18 protein-coding genes are annotated in these 18219 nt (G+C 64.3%); 10 read left to right on the top strand and 8 right to left on the bottom strand.

Translation table 11 applies throughout. The annotated features are described in order from the left end of the window. Window positions 1-1687 (bottom strand): BON domain-containing protein (locus IH615_RS04345; RefSeq protein ID WP_291360106.1); only part of this gene is annotated, 1687 nt, incomplete at its 3' end. Window positions 1688-1753: 66 nt separating this feature from the next. On the opposite strand from IH615_RS04345, the gene IH615_RS04340 reads away from it, so the two are divergent. After that, entirely contained in the window at window positions 1754-2014 is a 261-nt protein-coding gene (locus IH615_RS04340; protein WP_291360104.1) for a hypothetical protein, read from the top strand. A gap of 35 nt (window positions 2015-2049) precedes the next feature. Here IH615_RS04340 and IH615_RS04335 read toward each other — a convergent pair whose 3' ends face one another. Next, on the bottom strand, window positions 2050-3495 hold the full coding sequence (locus IH615_RS04335) for a hypothetical protein (RefSeq protein WP_291360102.1): 1446 nt from the start codon (window positions 3493-3495) through the stop codon (window positions 2050-2052). Between the two features lie 118 nt (window positions 3496-3613). Between IH615_RS04335 and IH615_RS04330 the strand changes: the two genes are divergently transcribed. Both IH615_RS04330 and IH615_RS04325 read left to right on the top strand, forming a co-directional pair. Next, the gene (locus IH615_RS04330) at window positions 3614-3865 is read left to right on the top strand and encodes a hypothetical protein (RefSeq protein WP_291360100.1); all 252 of its coding nucleotides are present in this window, start codon (window positions 3614-3616) and stop codon (window positions 3863-3865) included. A gap of 79 nt (window positions 3866-3944) precedes the next feature. Continuing rightward, window positions 3945-4688, top strand: a complete 744-nt coding sequence (locus IH615_RS04325) for an SDR family oxidoreductase (RefSeq protein WP_291360098.1) — start codon at window positions 3945-3947, stop codon at window positions 4686-4688. A gap of 111 nt (window positions 4689-4799) precedes the next feature. Here IH615_RS04325 and nagA read toward each other — a convergent pair whose 3' ends face one another. From nagA to IH615_RS04305, 4 genes are read right to left on the bottom strand one after another with little or no spacing between them, the layout of a single operon-like run. Continuing rightward, window positions 4800-5990: an N-acetylglucosamine-6-phosphate deacetylase gene (nagA, locus tag IH615_RS04320; RefSeq protein WP_291360096.1), complete on the bottom strand. Its 1191-nt coding sequence runs from the start codon at window positions 5988-5990 to the stop codon at window positions 4800-4802. Beyond that, window positions 5987-7015: an SIS domain-containing protein gene (locus IH615_RS04315; protein ID WP_291360094.1), complete on the bottom strand. Its 1029-nt coding sequence runs from the start codon at window positions 7013-7015 to the stop codon at window positions 5987-5989. Before IH615_RS04315 ends, nagA begins: the two co-directional genes overlap by 4 nt. A gap of 1 nt (window position 7016) precedes the next feature. Further along, window positions 7017-7367, bottom strand: a complete 351-nt coding sequence (locus tag IH615_RS04310) for a hypothetical protein (protein ID WP_291360093.1) — start codon at window positions 7365-7367, stop codon at window positions 7017-7019. 2 nt (window positions 7368-7369) lie between these two features. Then, the gene (locus IH615_RS04305; protein WP_291360091.1) at window positions 7370-8155 is read right to left on the bottom strand and encodes a GntR family transcriptional regulator; all 786 of its coding nucleotides are present in this window, start codon (window positions 8153-8155) and stop codon (window positions 7370-7372) included. A gap of 263 nt (window positions 8156-8418) precedes the next feature. Here IH615_RS04305 and IH615_RS04300 point away from each other — a divergent pair, with 263 nt between their 5' ends. The 7 genes from IH615_RS04300 to IH615_RS04270 all read left to right on the top strand — a co-directional run bounded on the left by IH615_RS04300 (window position 8419) and on the right by IH615_RS04270 (window position 15538). After that, window positions 8419-9315 carry an N-acetylmuramic acid 6-phosphate etherase gene (locus IH615_RS04300; RefSeq protein WP_291360090.1) on the top strand — a complete coding sequence of 299 codons (897 nt, stop codon included), beginning with the start codon at window positions 8419-8421 and terminating at the stop codon, window positions 9313-9315. Between the two features lie 96 nt (window positions 9316-9411). After that, entirely contained in the window at window positions 9412-9894 is a 483-nt protein-coding gene (locus IH615_RS04295) for an SRPBCC family protein (protein ID WP_291360089.1), read from the top strand. Between the two features lie 673 nt (window positions 9895-10567). Beyond that, window positions 10568-11716, top strand: coding sequence for an extracellular solute-binding protein (locus tag IH615_RS04290; RefSeq protein WP_291360088.1), 1149 nt, complete (start codon window positions 10568-10570; stop codon window positions 11714-11716). Further along, complete coding sequence (locus IH615_RS04285) at window positions 11713-12591, top strand: ABC transporter permease subunit (RefSeq protein WP_291360087.1); 879 nt, start codon at window positions 11713-11715, stop codon at window positions 12589-12591. The genes IH615_RS04290 and IH615_RS04285 overlap by 4 nt, the downstream gene beginning before the upstream one ends. After that, window positions 12588-13409: a carbohydrate ABC transporter permease gene (locus tag IH615_RS04280; protein WP_291360086.1), complete on the top strand. Its 822-nt coding sequence runs from the start codon at window positions 12588-12590 to the stop codon at window positions 13407-13409. The genes IH615_RS04285 and IH615_RS04280 overlap by 4 nt, the downstream gene beginning before the upstream one ends. Before the next feature lie 149 nt (window positions 13410-13558). Next, window positions 13559-14599, top strand: coding sequence for an ABC transporter ATP-binding protein (locus tag IH615_RS04275; protein WP_291360085.1), 1041 nt, complete (start codon window positions 13559-13561; stop codon window positions 14597-14599). A 105-nt stretch (window positions 14600-14704) separates the two neighbouring features. Next, window positions 14705-15538 carry a glycerophosphodiester phosphodiesterase family protein gene (locus IH615_RS04270; protein WP_291360084.1) on the top strand — a complete coding sequence of 278 codons (834 nt, stop codon included), beginning with the start codon at window positions 14705-14707 and terminating at the stop codon, window positions 15536-15538. Between the two features lie 100 nt (window positions 15539-15638). Here the strand turns inward: IH615_RS04270 and IH615_RS04265 are convergent, their stop codons facing one another. Both IH615_RS04265 and IH615_RS04260 read right to left on the bottom strand, forming a co-directional pair. Beyond that, window positions 15639-16475: an inositol monophosphatase gene (locus IH615_RS04265; RefSeq protein WP_291360083.1), complete on the bottom strand. Its 837-nt coding sequence runs from the start codon at window positions 16473-16475 to the stop codon at window positions 15639-15641. 14 nt (window positions 16476-16489) lie between these two features. Next, window positions 16490-18163 (bottom strand): Na/Pi cotransporter family protein, encoded by a 1674-nt coding sequence (locus tag IH615_RS04260; protein WP_291360082.1) that lies wholly within the window; start codon window positions 18161-18163, stop codon window positions 16490-16492. Window positions 18164-18219 lie beyond the last annotated feature (56 nt).

Genomic DNA, 18219 nt, shown 5'->3' with positions numbered 1-18219 from the left:
GGGGGATGGTGGGCGGCGGCTCGGCCACGGCCATGGACCAGCCTGATGATGCGAGTTTCCGGGTGAGGAAATCTGCCTCGATGGTACCCTTGTCGATGGCCGAATTGGCCGTCCCGGTTACGGTCCAGCCCGCGCCGTCATAGACGACGCTGCCCTCGCGCAGCCATTGCAGCAGGCTGAGCCCGGTCTGGGCCGAGGCGACAAAGCCATTGGGCTCGCCGGACGCGTAAGTCATTGTTTCGGTTGCCGCTTGTCCTGCCGCGGCGAGCAGTTGCGCCTCGTCGGCGGCGCTGGGAACCTGGCCGGAAAGGGCGATGGCGCCGGTCGCGTCCTTGGTCGCCGCCCAGGAATAGCTGCTGGCGCGTGGCGCCAGGATTTCGGCGCGCGCCAGGACCAGGCCCTGCGGGGCCTGCTGGGCCATCATGGCAAGCAGCGCATCGTAATCGGCACCGGAGCGGGCGGTTCCGGCGATGGTCAGCACATTGTCGCGCAGCGCTATGCGGCCCTCACTCATCAGTTGGAGCGCATCAAGTCCGTAATCGGCGCCCGAGCGGTAGCGCTCCGGCGCACCGCGTCCGAGCTTGAGATAGCTGGTGTCGGCGCCTTCACGGAGGCTGAAGGCCTCGCGCGTCGCCTCGTCTGGTACGTAGCCATCGAATACGACGACACCACCGGCCTGGCGTGTGGCGCTCATCCAATAGTCGGCGATGCGCGGCGGTTCGAGGGTGACGATGGTTCCCGACGGCTCGAGCGTTTCGACAATGCCCTGGGCGATTTCCAGTGTGACCGGGGCGCCGGTGAGCGTGCTCTGGCCATCGGTGATGTTGGCGGCGCCATATTCGAGGCGGGCAAGCTGTTCCAGCAGCTGCTGGGAAAGATCAGCAAAACCAGTGGGTTCGCCGGAACCCAGCGCCAGCCCGGTCGCGACCTGCGCGCCCGACACATCGGCGGTGCGGTAGCGCTCGGCAAGGGCATTGTCCGGCACGTAGCCAGACACATCGATCCGCTTGCCGTCGAAGTTGGCACTCCACTGATAGGGGGTGACGAGCGCGGGCGTGATGCTGACCTCACCCAGCGCGAGCCCGGCCGGCGCACCGGCGCGCAGGACGATCAGCAGGTCGCGGAAGGCGCGCTCGGACTTGGCACGGCCATTGAGGCTGATGGTCAGGTCGGTGACCGTGGCCTCGCCCTGATCAAAATACTGCAGCTGATCGATAGCGAATTCGGCTCCGGCCACCCACGCGCGGCGATCGGGCACACCCGAGCGCAGTTCGAGCACCCCCTGCTCCAATCCGGCGAGCGACAGCAGGCGCTGCCGGGCAGTCTCGTTCGGCACGCCGCCGGAAAGGTTGATTGCACCCTGCTCGATGCTTGCCTGCAGCATATAGGGAGAAGCCAGCGGCGCGAGGGTGACATCCGGCGTGACGGAGCGAACGCCGTCGAGAGCCGCAAGCCGGGCGATGGCGGCATCCAGCAGGGCCTGGTCGGTGATGGTGCCCGTCAAGGTCACGTCGCGGACATCGAGCGACAGCTCGGCCCAGTCGTAGCCGCCAGCGACCATCGCCGCAGCGCCGCGCGCCGCGAGATCGTCCGCGATATCAGTCGATGTCATCGCCAGGCACAAGGTTGTGCCGCCCAGGACAGTGGCGAGTCCCGGCACGACCCACTTGATGAGGTCCCTGATCATTCCCGTTCCAGTGAATGTCCGCAATTGCGGCAAAGCTAGTGCATTTCGCGGCGGGAGGAAACGAAAATGGACGGCGTAAGTGATTGTTTCAGCGGGATTATTTTGGTGGTGCCGGCGCGGGGCGCGGCAGCCGGCCAGAATTCACAGAATCAGTGTCATCGGGCGCTGGCCGGTTTGCCGGTCATGGCGGCAAAGGCCGGAAATCCGTTCCGAGTGGGCCGTCCTGATTGGACGTGGACAGACCTCAGGATGGATCCCGGCCTGCGCCGGGATGACGTTGTGGGCGGAGGAACACCTAGCCCGCAAAAGCAGAAAGGCCCGGCGTGAGCCGGGCCTTTCCGTAAGCCAGAGTAATCCGAGGATTACTGGAAGGCCTTGGCAGCCTTGAAGGTGACCTTGTAGGCACCGTTCTGCTGGACAGTGGCACCAACCGACGACGAGAAGCCGCCGCCCGGGGTCCAGGCCAGTTCGGCCTTGCCGTAGAAGTCGGAGAACGCAGCGCGAACCGGAGCCGGAGCAACGTCGGCGGCATGGCCGTAGACGCCGATTTCGCCGGTCAGCTTGATGGTTTCGGTCAGCGAAGCGATCAACTGAGCAGCAACCTGGTAGCCGTCACCGAAGCCAGCGTCAGCGTCGTTGAAGTAACGACCGCCGATGTTGATTTCGATGCCTTCAGCAACGGTTGCACCAAGCGATGCGCCGAAACCGAAGTCGGTGCCGAGATCAACGCCAGCAGCGGTGCGGGCGCCGAGGGCTTCAGCCGACACAGCAAGCTTGAACATGTCGAACTTAGCTTCAGCCGAAACCAGGCCGTTCCAGTAGGACGAGTAGGCAGCATTGGCGGGGACGTAAGCACCACCAACAGCCAGGGCAGCACGAACCTTGAACGCGTCGAAGGTTGCGGTCACGCCGGTGTGGATGAGGTAGGTGTCGCCAGCGGTCTGAACGCCGTCGAGGATGCCACCAACAGCACCGCTGAAGTGAGCGGTGATGCCCGAACCAGCATAGTCGAGAACGCCGACCAGGGTACCGGCCTTTTCGTTGCCAGTGGTGGCAGCGTTCAGGACAGTTGCGCCGGTAGCGCCGCCGGAGTCGAGGTTTTCGAGACCGATCTTGGCGATCAGGCCTTCGCCGATGTTCGACCACAGCTGGATGACATGGCCACCACGCTTCGGCGTGAAGCCGCCAGCGTTTTCGTCAGCGATGACGCCGGTGTCAGCACGCGAGGAGATGAACAGGCCGGTGAAGTTGAAAGGCTCGTCGTCGCCCTTGTTGAAGATCGAACCGCGCTTACCAGCGGTCAGGACGGTGGTATCACCAACCTGGACGTAAGCTTCGTCGATCACGACGTTGCTGCCGGTTTCACGCTGCTCAACGCCGGGGAAGCCGCCGATGGCAGTGCCGCCGTTGCGAACGCGAACGCGGTCGTCATGCTTCAGCTTGATGACAGCCTGAGCAGGACCAAAGTCGCTGCCGGCGGTGCCGACGAACTTCAGCCAAGACTGAACGCGCGATTCCCAGTCATTGTTGCTGGTGCCAGCAATGTTGCTGGGAACGTCGATGGTGACGTTGCCGAGAGCGGTCGGCATCGCAATCGCGTAGGACTCGTTGTAGTTGCCCCAGTTGAATTCATACTTCACTTCGCCCGAGATCTGCAGGCAGTTGGTGTCGGACGAAATGGTCAGGCCCGACAGGCCCAGCTCGTCGCAAACGTCCAGCGAGGTGAGGACGCCCAGATCGGCAGCGAAGCCAGCGGTCGAGAGACCGGCAGCAGCGACAGAACCGAGGATAAGGCTCTTGAGTTTCATTAGTTGACCTCCAAAGTCAGTCATTCTTAGTGCCGGTTACCCAGCGGTTTGTCGTAACGCGACCACACTATTCGTGGTGCAGTGTGTTGCCGTCGCGCTGCGACCGACAAACGATCCCATGCATGGATTCGCAAGACCCACTCTACGCATCGAGGAAAATGACGCAATCGCGCAAAAGCCGTTTTGCGGGTCTGGCAATATGGTTGAGAACCGGATGTTGCAGATTCAGCACACAGATGGAAACGAGCTGTTAACCCGGCTGAACGAAGCGTTAAAATTCCAGCATTTCGGGGACTTTGCGCCCATGGCCGCCCGCTTTGCGGTCATTAATTCGGTCAAATGGGCAGATGAAACTTCGCCATGGACGTAGCGGCGATGCGGCGCGAATGTGCCCACAATCTGGAATCGAAGGGGCGGCCCAATCCGCTCCGCCACAATTGGGAGGGCGCATGTCAGGGCAAAAGAAGGTCGCGGTCGTCACTGGAGGAAGCTCGGGCATCGGGCGGGCGGCGGCCCTGGGCCTGGCCGCTGCGGGCTACGATGTTGCCATCTGCGGACGTCGGGCCGATGCGCTGCAGTCGACCGCTGCCAGGACCAAGGGACATTGGGGCGAATGTGATGTGACTGACCCTGCCGCGGTGGCGCATTTCTTCACCGGGGTCAAAGAGGCCTATGGCCGGATCGACGTGGTGTTCAACAATGCGGGCCGCTTCGCGCCGGCCGTCTCGTTCGGCGATCTCGACGTGGTCACCTGGCAGGAAATGGTCAATACCAATCTCAATGGCGCATTCTATGTGGCGCGCGAAGCCTTCCGCGCCATGCGCGACCAGAACCCGCAGGGTGGACGGATCATCAATAATGGATCGATCTCGGCCTATGTGCCGCGCCCCGGCGCCGCATCCTATACGGCCACCAAGCACGCGATCACCGGCCTGACCAAGGCGATTTCGCTGGATGGGCGGGCTTTCAACATCGCCTGCGGACAGATCGATATCGGCAATGCCGCCACCGACATGACAACCCATATGAACAGCGGGTCGCTGCAGGCCAATGGCACGATCGTGCCGGAGCCGACATTCGACGTGAGCCATGTGGTGGATGCGCTGCTCTATATGGCGGGGCTGCCGCTAAACGCAAATGTGCAGTTCATGACGGTGATGGCGACAACCATGCCCTATATTGGCCGCGGCTAGGGCCGGCCGCCATTCACTGATGCTGGCCTGCAAACGGCAAGCTCTTCCGCTTCCGGTGCTCACGTACTGATGTACGCTGCGCGCCGGTTCTCGGAGCTCGCCGTTTTCGGCTCAGCCTGAGTGAACGGCGTTGGCCCTAGTTCCAGCGCCCCAAACCTTGTTGCCGCCGATCCAGGTGGATTTGACCTGCCGCGCATCGGACAGATGCGCGAAGTTCGCCACCGCGCCAGGTTGCAGATGGCCGAATTCGGATTGAATGCCCATCGCCCTGGCGGGGTAGAGAGAGGCCATGCGGATGGCTTCTTCGAAGGGCAGGCCCATGCGGCCATGCATGAATTCGACGGCGTCGATCATGTCGAGATCGGCCCCGGCCAGGGTGCCGTCGGCGAGGCGCAGGGCGCCGTCGGCGCGGGTGATGGTGCGCCCGTTGAGCGTCAGGGTCGTGAGGTCCGTGCCGGTCTGCGACATGGCGTCGGTGACCAGGAAGATGTGGCCGTCGTCCGATTTGGCGCGCAGCGCGATCTGGATAGCGGCCGGGTGAACATGGATGCCGTCGGCGATGAGGCCGGCCGAGACGTTGTCCGCGGTGAGTACGGCGCCGACCACGCCCGGTTCGCGATTGCCGAGCTGGCTCATTGCATTGAACAGGTGCGTGGCCATGCTGGCCCCAGCGGCGAAGGCGGCGCCGGCGGCTGCTGCGCTCGCGTCGCTATGGCCAATGCTGACGATGATGCCAGCGGCAGCCAGGGCCGAGATCTGCGCCGGCGTAACGGTTTCGGCGGCGACGGTGCAGAGCAGATTGGGCAGGTCGGCGCGGGCGGCGATGAGGCGGGCGAGGTCGGCGTCGTCCATCGGGCGGATCAATGCCGGATCGTGCGTGCCCTTGCGCGCGAGGGAAAGGTGCGGGCCTTCGAGGTGTAGACCGAGGAAACCGGGAACGCCCTGCGCTGCAGCGGCTTTGCCGGCGGCAATGGCGGCGACGTTGACCGCTACCGTATCAGTGATCAGCGTGGGCAATAGCGCCGTCGTGCCGTAGCGGGCATGCGCGGCGCAGATGGTCCTGATGGCGTCGACCGAGGGATCGTTGTTGAACAAGACGCCGCCGCCGCCATTGACCTGCAGGTCAATGAAGCCGGGCACCACCATTCCACCTTCGAGCCGAACGGATTCGGCATGAGCCGGGAGGGCGCCTGCACGGACGATGCCGGACACCTGGCCGAACTCGACCAGCAGCGCCGCATCATCATGCCAGGACTGCCCATCGAAGATGCGGGCGCCCGAAATGGCGAGGAGGTCGCTCATACGGTTTCCGTGACCTTCTTGAGCGCCGGCGGCACGTCGGGATTGAGACCGCGATGGCGGGACAGGGCTTCGACGAAGCCATAGAAGGAGACGATGAGCGCCAGCGGATCGGTAAGCGGATGGCCCGTGGTTGCAAAAGGCAAGGCCGTGGCGGCGCCCGGCCGGTCGCTGGTGAGGAAAGCCAGCGCCCCCTGCCCGGCCAACTTGTGGGCCATGTCGGCAACCGAGGCCTCGGCGGCGTCGCGTGCGGCCAGCGCGAGCACGGGATAGCCCGGCGTCACGATGGCGACCGGGCCGTGCATCACCTCGGCGGCGCTGTAGGATTCGGCCTGGATGTTGCAGGTTTCCTTGAACTTGAGCGCCGCCTCGTTGGCGATGGCAAAGCCGGGGCCGCGCCCAAGCACGTAGAGCGCATCATGCCCGTCCAGCGCCCCGATCATGCCGGACCAATCGCAGGCGACAGCCCTGGCCAGCGAGTTCGGCAGATGGTCGATGGCTGCTCGCAGCGCGTCGTCGCCGCTCCAGCGGGCGACGAGCGCCAGGCCCGCGACCACCGAGGTAACGAAGGTCTTGGTCGCGGCGACGGATTTTTCGACGCCGGCGTGGAGATCAATGGTGAAATCGGACGCATCGGCCAGTGGCGAGCCCGATGTATTGGTTATGGCAATGGTGGTGGCGCCGGAGCGGCGGGCTGATTGGGTCATGCCGACGATATCGGGCGATTTTCCCGACTGCGAGACGGCGATGGCGGCGGCGCTGCCGAGCTTGAGGTCCTTGCCGTAGATGGAGGCAATGGAGGGACCGATCGAGGCGACGGGCAGGCCCAGCGTCAGTTCGATGGCGTATTTGAGATAGGAGCAGGCGTGATCGGAGGAACCGCGGGCAACGGTCACGACCAAGGCGGGATTGCGCTCGCGCAAGGTGGCGGCGGCTTTGTCCAGCACGGCTCCGCTCTGGTCGAGGAAATTGGCGACGACGCCGGGAATGGCTTCGACTTCCTGGCGCATGAAGGTCTCGTTGCCCATACTAGTTGCTTCCTCCAGGCGCTTGGACAGTCATCACAACGTTTCCGTCGCTGTTCGTAACGCATTGGCCACCGCCAGCTCTCCAGCGACCGGGCAAACCCAGTGCGCCGGGGTTTTTCTCCATGATGTTTCTGCCCAACCTGATCATGTTCATGCCACTGGCGCACATTGATTCCGCCGCTTGAGGGCTGACGGCCCGCATGGTGAAGCGAACGGTTTCTATCTGCCGGGGCCCGGTCGTAAACTTGTCGAAGAGCAGATCCACTTGATAGGTCACAGGCTGGGCGCTTGCCGGCCCGGCCAGGGTTGCGAGCGTCAGGCCGCCCAGCAAGCAGACGATTGCGCGCTTCATTCTCATGGCTTGCTGCCTCCGGTGGGAGAGTCACCAATCCGCAGTTCGGCGACGAAATCATAGGTGTCGCCCCGGTAGATGGAGCGGGTGAATTCGATGACACGCCCGGAGGCGAGATAGGAGGTGCGCTCGATATTGAGGCCCGCAGAACCCGCTGGAACCTGCAGCAGTTGTGCGTCCTCCTCGCCCAGATTGGCGGCGCGGATGCGCTGGATGGCGCGAATGGGGCGATTGCCCGATTTATCGAGGTGCTTGTAGAGGCTGTCGCCGATCGCCTGGGGATCGGGCAGAACACGCGACGAGAGGCTGGCACGCTCGATGGCCAGGGGCGTATCGCCGGTAAGGCGCAGGCGCGAGATGCGCGCCACCTGCTCGCCCGACGTCAGGCCCAGAATGATGGTTTCCTCGGGTGACGGCAGGTAGAGGCCGCGATCGAGCCATTCGGCGCGCACGGCCATGCCGCGCCGCGCCATGTCTTCGGTGAACGAGGTCAGCTGCGACAGCGACTGCTCGACGCGCTGGGTCTGCGGTGCAACGAAGGTGCCCGAGCCGTGGCGCTGCACCAGCACCCCGTCCTTGACCAGTTGCAGAACGGCCTTGCGCACGGTGACGCGCGAGACGTCGACCTTGGTGGCCAGATCCCGTTCGGAAGGGAGGGCATCGCCGGGATTGATGGCGCCGCTGTGGACGGCATCCTCGATCCAGCGCTTGAGCTGCAGATAGAGCGGGCCGCCCGATGGCAGCACGACGGGACCATCGGCAAAGAAACCGTTCGAGACCTCTGCCACTATTCCCCCCTCGCCTTGTTGCGATCAGCGGTGCATTTCATATCACTAAATATCTGCGCTTTGGCCAAGCCATGCTCCTTGGCCGCCATAATACCAATAAAATACCATTCACCAACCCCCAAATCGCATTTCTGCACCACAGGGGCATGGTGCTGGCTAAATTGGGCTTTTGGCGGTTCCACGACCGGAATACCGGCGGCATCGGGGTCTCCGGCTGGACAAGTGGTATTTTTTTGGCATTATTGCGGCGACTGGAGACTGGCATGATCGCGACACGAACCGAGATGACCCATGCGAGCGCCAGCGGGTTCGACACGAAGCCTCCCGAGGAGGCCCTGGCGATTCTCGCAGTGGCGCAAGTCGAGGCAGCGCGCGTCGTGCAGGAGGCGGTGCCCGAGATCGCCAAAGCGGCACAACTGGCGGCCGATTGCATCACCGGCGGGGGCTGGCTGGTCTATGTGGCCGCCGGCAGTTCGGGCCTGATGGCGCTTGCCGATGCGCTGGAAATCCCGGGTACTTATGGCCTCGCCCGCGACCGCATCAAGGTGCTGCTGGCGGGCGGGCTTGCAGCGCTGACGGACATGGAAGGCGGCCCCGAGGATGATGCGGATGCGGCCCGCGCTGCCATTGCCGAAGCCGGCGTCGGCAATGGCGACTGCGTTATCGCGCTGACGGCCAGTGGCTATACGCCCTATCCGATGGCGGCGGTGGACGCTGCCAGGGCAGCGGGCGCGCGCACTATCGGCATCAGCAACAATAGCGGCGCGCCCATATTCGAGAAGGTCGACGTGGCCATCTGCCTGCCGACGCCGCCCGAGGTCATTGCCGGCTCGACCCGCATGGGGGCGGGCACGGCGCAGAAGATCGCGCTCAACATGCTGTCCACCATGATGGCGGTGCATCTGGGCCATGTGCATGACGGCTTCATGGTCAATGTCATCGCCGACAATGCCAAGCTGCGCGGACGGGCCAGGCGCATCGTCATGGCGGTGAGCGAAGTGCCGGAGGATGCCGCGGCGGCGGCGCTGGAGCAGGCCGGTGGCGCCGTCAAGGTCGCAATCCTGCTGGCGGCGGGGGCCGACGGCCTGGCGGAGGCGCAGCGGCTGCTGGACGAGAGCCGGGGGCATCTGCGACCGGCGCTGAAGACGCTGGGGCAGTAGCCACATCGCCGATCTCGATCGAAAAAATGCAGTGGCCCCGTCGAAACCGACCAACGCCACTCGTCGCTCCTGTGAAACGCCATTCAGGAGGACGAAATGACCAATACCCTGCCAACCGAAGATACCGATCGCGACCTGGTGCTGACCCGCCTGCTCAACGCGCCGCGCGACAAGGTCTATCAGTGCTGGACCCAGCCCGACCTGCTCAAGCAGTGGTTCGCGCCCAAGCCGTGGACGACGCCCAGGATCGAGATCGACCTGCGGCCCGGCGGCGGCAATGCCTTCGTCATGGCCGACGAGAATGGCAACGAATACCCCAATCAAGGGCAGTATCTGGAGATCGTGCCGAACGAGAAGCTGGTGTTTACCGATGCCTTTACCGGCGACTGGGCGCCATCGGCCAAGCCGTTCTTCACGGCCATCCTGACTTTCGAGGACGCCGGCGAGGGCAAGACGCGCTACACCGCAGTCGCCCGCCACTGGACCACGGAAGACGCCGAAAGCCACAAGAAGATGGGGTTCCACGAGGGCTGGGGCCTGTGCGCGGCGCAGCTGGAAGAGCTGGCTGCCCGCATCTGAACCGTAGAAGGGCCCGCGCTTTGCGGCGGTGCGGACCCTTCCTGGTTGCATGCAGGCGAAACCTGCGCCATCGCCATACCGGATGCCATAGGGGCAAGATCAGGACGGCCATGCATTGCCGACGCTTGCGACCGCCGAGGTTTGATGCCGATGGCAATTTCGTCTCGCGCCATTTCCAGCGTCTGTATGGAACGTTTGTTGCGAATGTGGAATGCCGTGCAGAGTTCGTTCGAAACAGCAAATGCGGCAGTCGAAAGCTGGCGAAGCTCGCGATGGCGCTCCCCTGGACGATCCATCATCACCCTGTTGACGTCATGCGCCCGACGGTCGAGGCGAGGAAATGGCGGGCCGCGGGCACGCGTTGCCACTTCGTTACCGGTCCGGCGAATAGCCAATGCTTGCCAAAAACTTAGACTGTCATTCTCGCGACAAGAATCCTGTCACAATCTGGCAGGGGGCGGAGAAATGACGCCTGTTACACCAGTGTCGCAAAGCTGTGATTTGTAGCCTCGCATCGTAGCGTCGCGTGGCGGCGGGTTTCCGCTTGCATAATTTTCCGGCCGGGAGTTAGCTTTCGTTCGGGAGAGGTCGACGCAAGATCGATGAAACCTACGAGCGGACCTGCCCGTCTCGTGGAACATCCGTTCCAATGAACGGACTTTGGGAGATTACAATGAAACGGCGTGATTTCATGCTCGCTGCCGGCACTTTTGCTGGCGCCCTGATGCTGCCCCGCATGTCCTTTGGCGCCGAAGGCGTCATCGACGTGTATTTCTCGTCGGACCAGAACGTCATCGACTTCTGGACCAATGTGGTGAAGCCGAAATTCGAGGCCGCCAATGCCGGCGTGACCCTGAACCTGGTTGACGGCGGCGATGGTGCCGGCGTTGCGGCCATCGGCGATCGCGCCCTGGCTGCCATGGCCAGCGGCGCCGACCCGCAGGCCGACCTGTTCGAAGGCTTCGACACCCGCGTCACGGTCGACGGCATCGCCAAGGGCCTCTATGTCGACTTCGAAACGGCCGGCCTCAGCAATTACGGCAAGATCAACCCGCTGGCCTTCGACATTCCGACCAACCTGCCCTATCGCGGCTCGCAGGTTCTGCTGGCCTACGACACCACCAAGCTCGACCCGGCCAATGCCCCCAAGACCTGGCCGGACCTGGTTGCCTGGATCAAGGCCAATCCCGGCCAGTTCATCTACAACCGTCCCAACAAGGGCGGCTCGGGCGGCAATTTCGTGCGCCGCGCCATCCTCGAAGCCAACGGCAAGGATCCGTCCAAGTTCGCGGTCGATAACTACACCGCTGAAGCCGGCGAAGCGATGCTGAACCCGGCCTGGGACATCCTGATGGACCTGGCTCCGTCGCTGTTCGATGGCGGCGCCTATACGTCGGGCAATACCCAGTCGATCCAGCTGCTGGGCCAGTCGGCCGTGACGATGATCCCAGCCTGGTCGGACCAGGCGCTGTCGGCCATCGCCCAGGGCGTGTTGCCCGAGACGACCGGCCTGGTGCAGCTCAGCGATCTCGGCCTGCCGGGCGGCTTCACCAAGCTGGCCGTGCTGACCAATGGCGTCAACAAGGACGCTGCGCTCAAGCTGGCCGACTTCCTGCTGACCGAGGAAATCCAATCGGCCGTGCTGACCGAACTGGGCGGCTTCCCGGGCGTGTCGTGGGAGCACGTCTCGCCCGAACTGCGCGAAAAGTTCGCCGATATCATCCCCACCACCATCCCGACCTTCCCGGGCGGCGATTGGGAAAAGGCCATCAATGACGGCTGGTATCGCGCCGTGGCTCCAAACGTGGACCCGGCTTCGTGACAGCAATCGACGCGGGCCAGCCAGTGCTCGCCGCACCCGAACGCAGGAGGCCAATTGGCCTCCTGCTGGTCGCCGTGCCGGTGCTGCTGGTGATCTGGCTCATCATCTGGCCGATCATCTCGGCGGTCATCCAGACGGTCTGGGTCAAGACCCCCGAGGGCGGCAACAGCTTTTCGGTCGAGACCTACCGCTTCTTCTTTTCGGACGGCTACAGCCTGTCGAACCTGTCGATCACGCTGTGGACGACGGGGGTCTGCGCCATCCTGCTGCTGGTGGTCTGCCTGCCGATCGCACTCTACCTGCGCTTCTCGGACAGCAAGGTCGCGGCCTATGTGCAGGGGCTCGCCATCTTCCCGATGTTCGTGCCCTCGATCATCCTCAGCTTTGCCTTCATCCGCGTTTTGGGCCCCAATGGCACGGTCGACCTGGTTTTCAATGCCGTCGGCCTGCCCAAGATTCGCTCGCCCTACCTGACCCCCTGGGGGCCGGTGATCGGCCTGGTCTGGGACAATATCCCATTGACCGTGCTGATCCTGCTGTCGGGGCTGGGCAATGTGTCCAACCAGGCCATCGAGGCGGCGCGTGACGTCGGCGCGGGCAAGCTGGCGCTGCTCTGGCACATCATCCTGCCGCGCATTTCCAATTCCGTCCTGGTGGCGATTTCCTTTGCCGTGCTCGGCATCTTTTCGGCCTTCACCCTGCCCTATGTGCTGGGCCCGGCCGCGCCCGAAATGATGGGGCCGTTCATGCAGCGCACGTTCCGCGAGCTGTTCGAGCCGCAGACGGCCATCACCCAGGCGGTCATCACCTTCGGCTTCTGCATCGTGTTCGGGTTGTTTTACGTACGCTCCGTCGCCAGGAACCAGGCGCCATGACATCCGTGACCATTCGCCGCCCAACCGACTGGACCGGCATAATCTTCGCCGTGGTGCTGACGCTGGTGATCGTGCTGCCGCTGGTGGTGGTGGGCACCTGGGCCTTCACCAATGTCTGGCGCTTCCCGGCACTGATCCCGCAGGAATTCGGGCTCAGGTTCTGGAACCAGACTCTGGCGCGTGCCGACGTCTGGAGCTCGATCACCATGAGCCTGACCCTGGCGACGACGGTGACGTTTCTGTCGGCCCTGGTCTGCCTGCCGGCCGCCTATGCCTTTGCGCGGCTGGATTTTCCGGGACGGAACATCCTGTTCTTCTCGTTCCTGGCCGGGCATGCCTTCCCAAAATTCGGCCTGCTGGTCGCCATTGCCGGCATCTTCCTGCAGCTCAATCTCATCGGCACGTTCTGGGGCGTGGTGCTGATCCAGCTGGTCGGCACGCTGCTGTTCATGATCTGGATTCCGGTGGCCGCCTTCCAGTCGGTGGACCGGCGCATGGAAGAGGCCGCGCGGGACGTGGGCGCCAGCCCGATGCGTGTATTCTGGTCGATCACCCTGCCCCAGGCCGGGCCGACCATTGCCGCGGCGATCCTGCTCAGCTTCGTGGGCACATTCTACGAGACCGAAGGCGCCTGGCTGATCGGCGCGCCGCAGGTGCGCACGCTGCCGGTGCTGATGATCTCGTTCATCAACAACCAGCCGGTCATCCAATATGGCGCGGTGCTGTCGGTGCTGCTCTGGGTGCCCAGCTTCATCGCCCTGCTGTTTGCACGGCGGGTGGTCAATTCGGGATCGTTTGCGCGGGGGTTTGGCGGGTGATGGTCAACTCCGATCTGCCCTATTCGTCGTCACCACCCGGCGTGTCCGGGTGGTCCAAACCGGCTACGGGTTGGATTGCCCGGACAAGCCGGGCAATGACGGTGCCAATTGGATTGCGCGCCCCTCGCTGGCGCAGCAAGGAAGTTTGAATGTCCGTTCTCAAGATCAAAGACGTTTCCAAGATATTCCCCAACGGCAATGTCCGTGCGGTGGACAGTTTCTCGCTCGAAGTGGCCGATGGGGAGCTGGTGTGCCTGCTCGGGCCATCGGGCTCGGGCAAGTCGACGCTGCTGCGGATGGTGGGCGGCTTCGAGCGCCCGACATCGGGCGAGATGACCATTGATGGCGAGGACATCACGCATGTGCCGCCAGAGAAGCGTCCGACGGGCATGGTGTTCCAGAGCCATGCGCTGTGGACGCATATGAATGTGTTCAAGAACCTGGCTTTCGGGCTCAAGCTACGCAAGGTGGCGCCCGACGAGATCAAGCGGCGGGTAGAGGCCGTGCTGGATCTGGTGGGCCTTGCCGGCTATGGCACGCGCCATGTCGCCCAGCTTTCGGGCGGGCAGCAGCAGCGCGTGGCGCTGGCGCGCTCGCTGGTGCTGGAGCCCAAAATCCTGCTGCTCGACGAGCCTTTTGCGAGTCTGGACCAGCACTTGCGCGAAAGACTTCGCGAGGAGGTTCGCGACATCCAGCAGCGGCTCAAGATCACCACGCTGTTCGTGACGCATGGGCAGGACGAGGCGCTGTCGATGGCTGACCGGATCGTGGTGATGCGCGACGGCAAGACCGAACAGATCGACCGGCCGGACGTGGTCTATCGCGAGCCGCAGACGCCCTTCGTCGCCGGCTTCATCGGCACGATGAACCTGATCGAGGGCAATGTGGCCAACGGCATCTTCAGCAAGGCCGGGTATTCGACGCCCCTGCCCGTGAGCGATGGCCCGGCCATCCTGGCGGTGCGGCCGGAGGCGCTGGACCTGGCGGTGGCCAGCGAGGGCAGCCAGGGCAAGGTGCATCGGGTCACCGACTATGGCACCCATGGCCTGGTGGACCTCGAACTCAACGACGCCACCCGCGTCAAGGCGATGGTGAGCCATCCTGACCTGTTCAGGGCGGGCCAGGGCGTGACGCTGGCGCCCCGGGCCATCGCGGCCTATCGGGACGGCGTGGTGATCCACCGGGCCTAGCACTTCAGCAGACCTCGTCCTGAGCCTGTCGAAGGACGAGGTCGTGGCACGATCGGCGAGCACGCCCTCGTGGTTCGACAGGCTCACCATGAGGGCTATTCAGGCATGACCGATCCCATATTCATTGAGCGCAACGGCCATCGCACCTGGCTCAAGTGGCATCGCGGACGGCGCCGGCTGAGCGATCCGGTGTTTACCGGCGCGCGCATCCTGGAAGCAATGCGGCTGGGTGCCAGTGTCGAGGTCGACCTGGTGGTCACCGGCGACAAGGGCATGGCAGTGCTACATGACCTGACGCTTGACCGAGAGACGACGGGCCAGGGGCCGGTTGCGGCGGCCAGCGACGCGATGATCCGGGAGCTGCAGCTGCGTGGCAATGACGGCGCGCCTATTGCCGACAAGGTGATGCTGCTCGACGACCTTTGCGCGCTGATGGCGGCGGGGAACGTGCATCCCGATGCGCTGCTACAGCTCGATTACAAGGAAGACGAGACGGTGCTCGACGCGGCGGCGATCGCGAAGTTCGCGCGGGCGACCGGGCCGGTGGCGCGCAACATGATCGTGTCGTCGGGATCGGCTGCGGCCGTGAAGCTGCTGACCGGCGCAGTGCCCGGAATGCGCAGCGGGTTCGATCCCAGCGACGAGGCGCGGTTCAGGGCCGCGATAGCCGGGGGCACCCTGCAGGGCTTTGTCGACGATGCCGTGGCCGCGCTTGATGGGACGGACCTGATCTACCTCTATTGGGAGATCGTGACCAAATCCGCCGATGCCGGCTTCGACATGGTCGCGGCGTTTCACCAGCATGGCAAGCGCATCGACGCCTGGACCATCCGGGAGGCGAGTGCGGCCACGAAGCCGGTGGTGGAGCGGTTGCTGGCGTTGAAGGTGGATCAGATCACCACGGATGACCCCGAGGGATTGCTGGCGCTGGTGGGGTGATTTCTTCACCTCTCCCTTTGGGGGAGAGGTCGACCGTCTTCGGTCGGGTGAGGGGGCCTTGCACCCACACGTCACCCAGTAAAGGCCCCCTCACCCGGCGCTACGCGCCGACCTCTCCCCCAGAGGGAGAGGTGAGGAGCGGATCCTTCTTCGGCACGTCTTTCAGCTTGTCGATCAGATAAGCATGCGTCGCCTTGTTGGCGACGATGAGCGTGCCGGTGCGTTCGTAGAATTCCGGGCCACGGCCCCACCAGTCGGTGACGACGCCGCCGGCTTCCTCAACGAGCAGGATGCCCGCGGCCGTGTCGACGAAGCCGGTCTCCTCGTAATAGCCGGTCAGCCGGCCCATCGCGACATAGGCGCAGCTATTGGCGGCACTGCCGACAATGCGGACGGCGCCGACCGGGGCGCGGATAGCGTCGAGGCGTTCGTATGAACCGGGATAGAGCTGCAGGCCGGGCGTGGGCAGACCGGTGCCGATGTTGAACAGACCCACATCAGCCTGTTCACTGACCTTCAGGCGCTCGCCGTTGAGGAAGGCGCCCTGCCCCGCTATCGCGGTGAACATCTCGTCGGCCGGTGGATTATAGAGCACGCCGCAGACCGTCTCGTTGCCGCGGCGCAGCGCGAGGGAGATGGTGTAATGCATGCCGTTGATGAAGTTGGTGGTGCCGTCGATGGGGTCGACCAGCCAGCGATGCTCGCTGTCGGTATTGACGGGGTCGAACTCCTCGCCGGTAAAGCTCCATCCGGGGTAGCGCGCGAACAGGAATTTGCGAATGAGCAGCTCGCTTTCCTTGTCGGCGTCGGAGACGAAGTCGGCGGGGCCCTTGATGCCGATTTCAATGTCGCGGAAGCGCTTGAAATAGGCCTGCGTCAGGGCTCCGGCTTCGCGGGCGACGGCAACCATGTCCGCGAGGACGGCATCGTAGTTCATCAGAGGCTCCGGAATTACTTGGAGGCCGTCTTCGGCTCGAGGACGGCATTGGGGCGCAGGCGGCTCTCGTCGAGCTCGCCCTTGGTTTCGAGGATGGGATAGGCGACCGAGGCCAGGTGGGCATTGATGCGCTTGAGATCGCGCAGCGTATCGAGGTGCAGCGAGCTGGTCTCGACCGAGGCCGGGACACGCTCACGAACGCGCTGGATATGGGCCTTGGCCGAGCTGGCTTCGAGCTGGCGCACCTCGACCTTGGCCGCCACCAATTGGCGGGCCAGTTGCGGATCACCAGTCATGAACACGGTCTGGCTCAGCTGCATGTTGTGAATGGTCTTTTCGTAGAGCGCGACGATTTCGGCCAGGCCATCGGCGGAGAATTTGAGCTGGCGCTTGGCGATCTTGCCGGCGACCTCGCACAGGCCGCCTTCGACGATATCGCCGACATGTTCCAGATTTATGGCAAAGCTCATGATCTCGCCGGAACGCCTGGCATCGTCGGCATCGAGCTCGGTCTGATCGAGCCGCGTCAGGTAGAGCTTGATGGCCTGGTTCAGGGCGTCGACATCGTCATCGAGCAGCGACACGGTGCTGCGCGTGCCGGGGCCGGGCTTGCGCATGGCTTCGAGGCTGCCCTGCAGCATGCGCAAGACGATGTCGCTGACGCGCAGGGTTTCGCGCGCGGCGGCGGCCAGGGCGATGGTCGGCGTATCGAGCACGCCGTCGTCGAGATAGTTGGTGCCCTTTTCCGGCGTGTCCGGCTTGGGAACGGCCAGCGCCGCCAGCTTGCCGATGGGGCCGAGCACCGGCAGGAACAGCACCAGCAGCACCAGGCTGAAGCCGATATGGGCGGCGATGGTCAGACTGCTGGCATTGGGAAGCACAGCCTGCAGCAGGTTGGCGGCCGGCACGGCGAAAATTGTGAGGGCAATGGCGCCGATGCCGCGGACCACGAGATTGGCCAGGGTGAGCCGCCGGGCCTCGACGCCTTCATGCAGCACCGCCAGGAAGGGTGGAATGGCGCCACCCAGATTGGCGCCGGCCACCAGTGTCACCGCCAATGGGGGCGTGACAATGCCTGCAGAGGCCAGCAGGGCCACGAACAGCACGACCGCCAGGCTCGATGAGGCGACGAGGGCCAGGACAGCGGCCAGGATCAGCGCGAATGCCGGGGCATCGCTGAGGCCAGACAGCACCGCGATCATCACCTCCGATTCGCGCAGGGGTCCGGTGACACCGCCGACCAGTTGCAGGGCGAGCAGCATGAGGCCAAGGCCCAGCAGGGCGCGGCCGATGCCCTTGCCACGGGCATATTTGCTGAGCTGGAACACGGTGACGCCGACCAGGATCATGGCCGAGGCGAACCAGTGCACATCCAGCGACAGAATCACCGCGGCAATGGCGGTGCCGACATTGGCGCCCAGCATCACCGCCTGCGCCATGCGCGGGTTGATGGCGCCATTGCTGGCGAAGGAGGCCGTGATGACGGCCGTGGCGGTGCTCGATTGCAGCGCCAGCGTCGCCATGATGCCCGACAGCACCGCGGCAAAGCGGTTGCCGGTGCCCTTGGCGATCCATAGCCGCAGCGACGCGCCGAAAGCCCGCATGACGCCGGTCTTGATCATCCGCAAGCCCCAGAGCAGCAGGGCCCCGGCTCCCAGCAGGTTGATCAGCTGTATCGTGGAATGCATGTTCCCTTTCCGCGCGTCGGTGGAACAGACACTGTACGCCAGTTGACCGATCTGTC

The sequence above is a fragment of the Devosia sp. genome (assembly GCF_014860165.1).
Lineage (GTDB): Bacteria > Pseudomonadota > Alphaproteobacteria > Rhizobiales > Devosiaceae > Devosia.
Note: the sequence above shows the minus strand (reverse complement) of the source record. Positions and strands in the feature narration are given on the sequence as shown.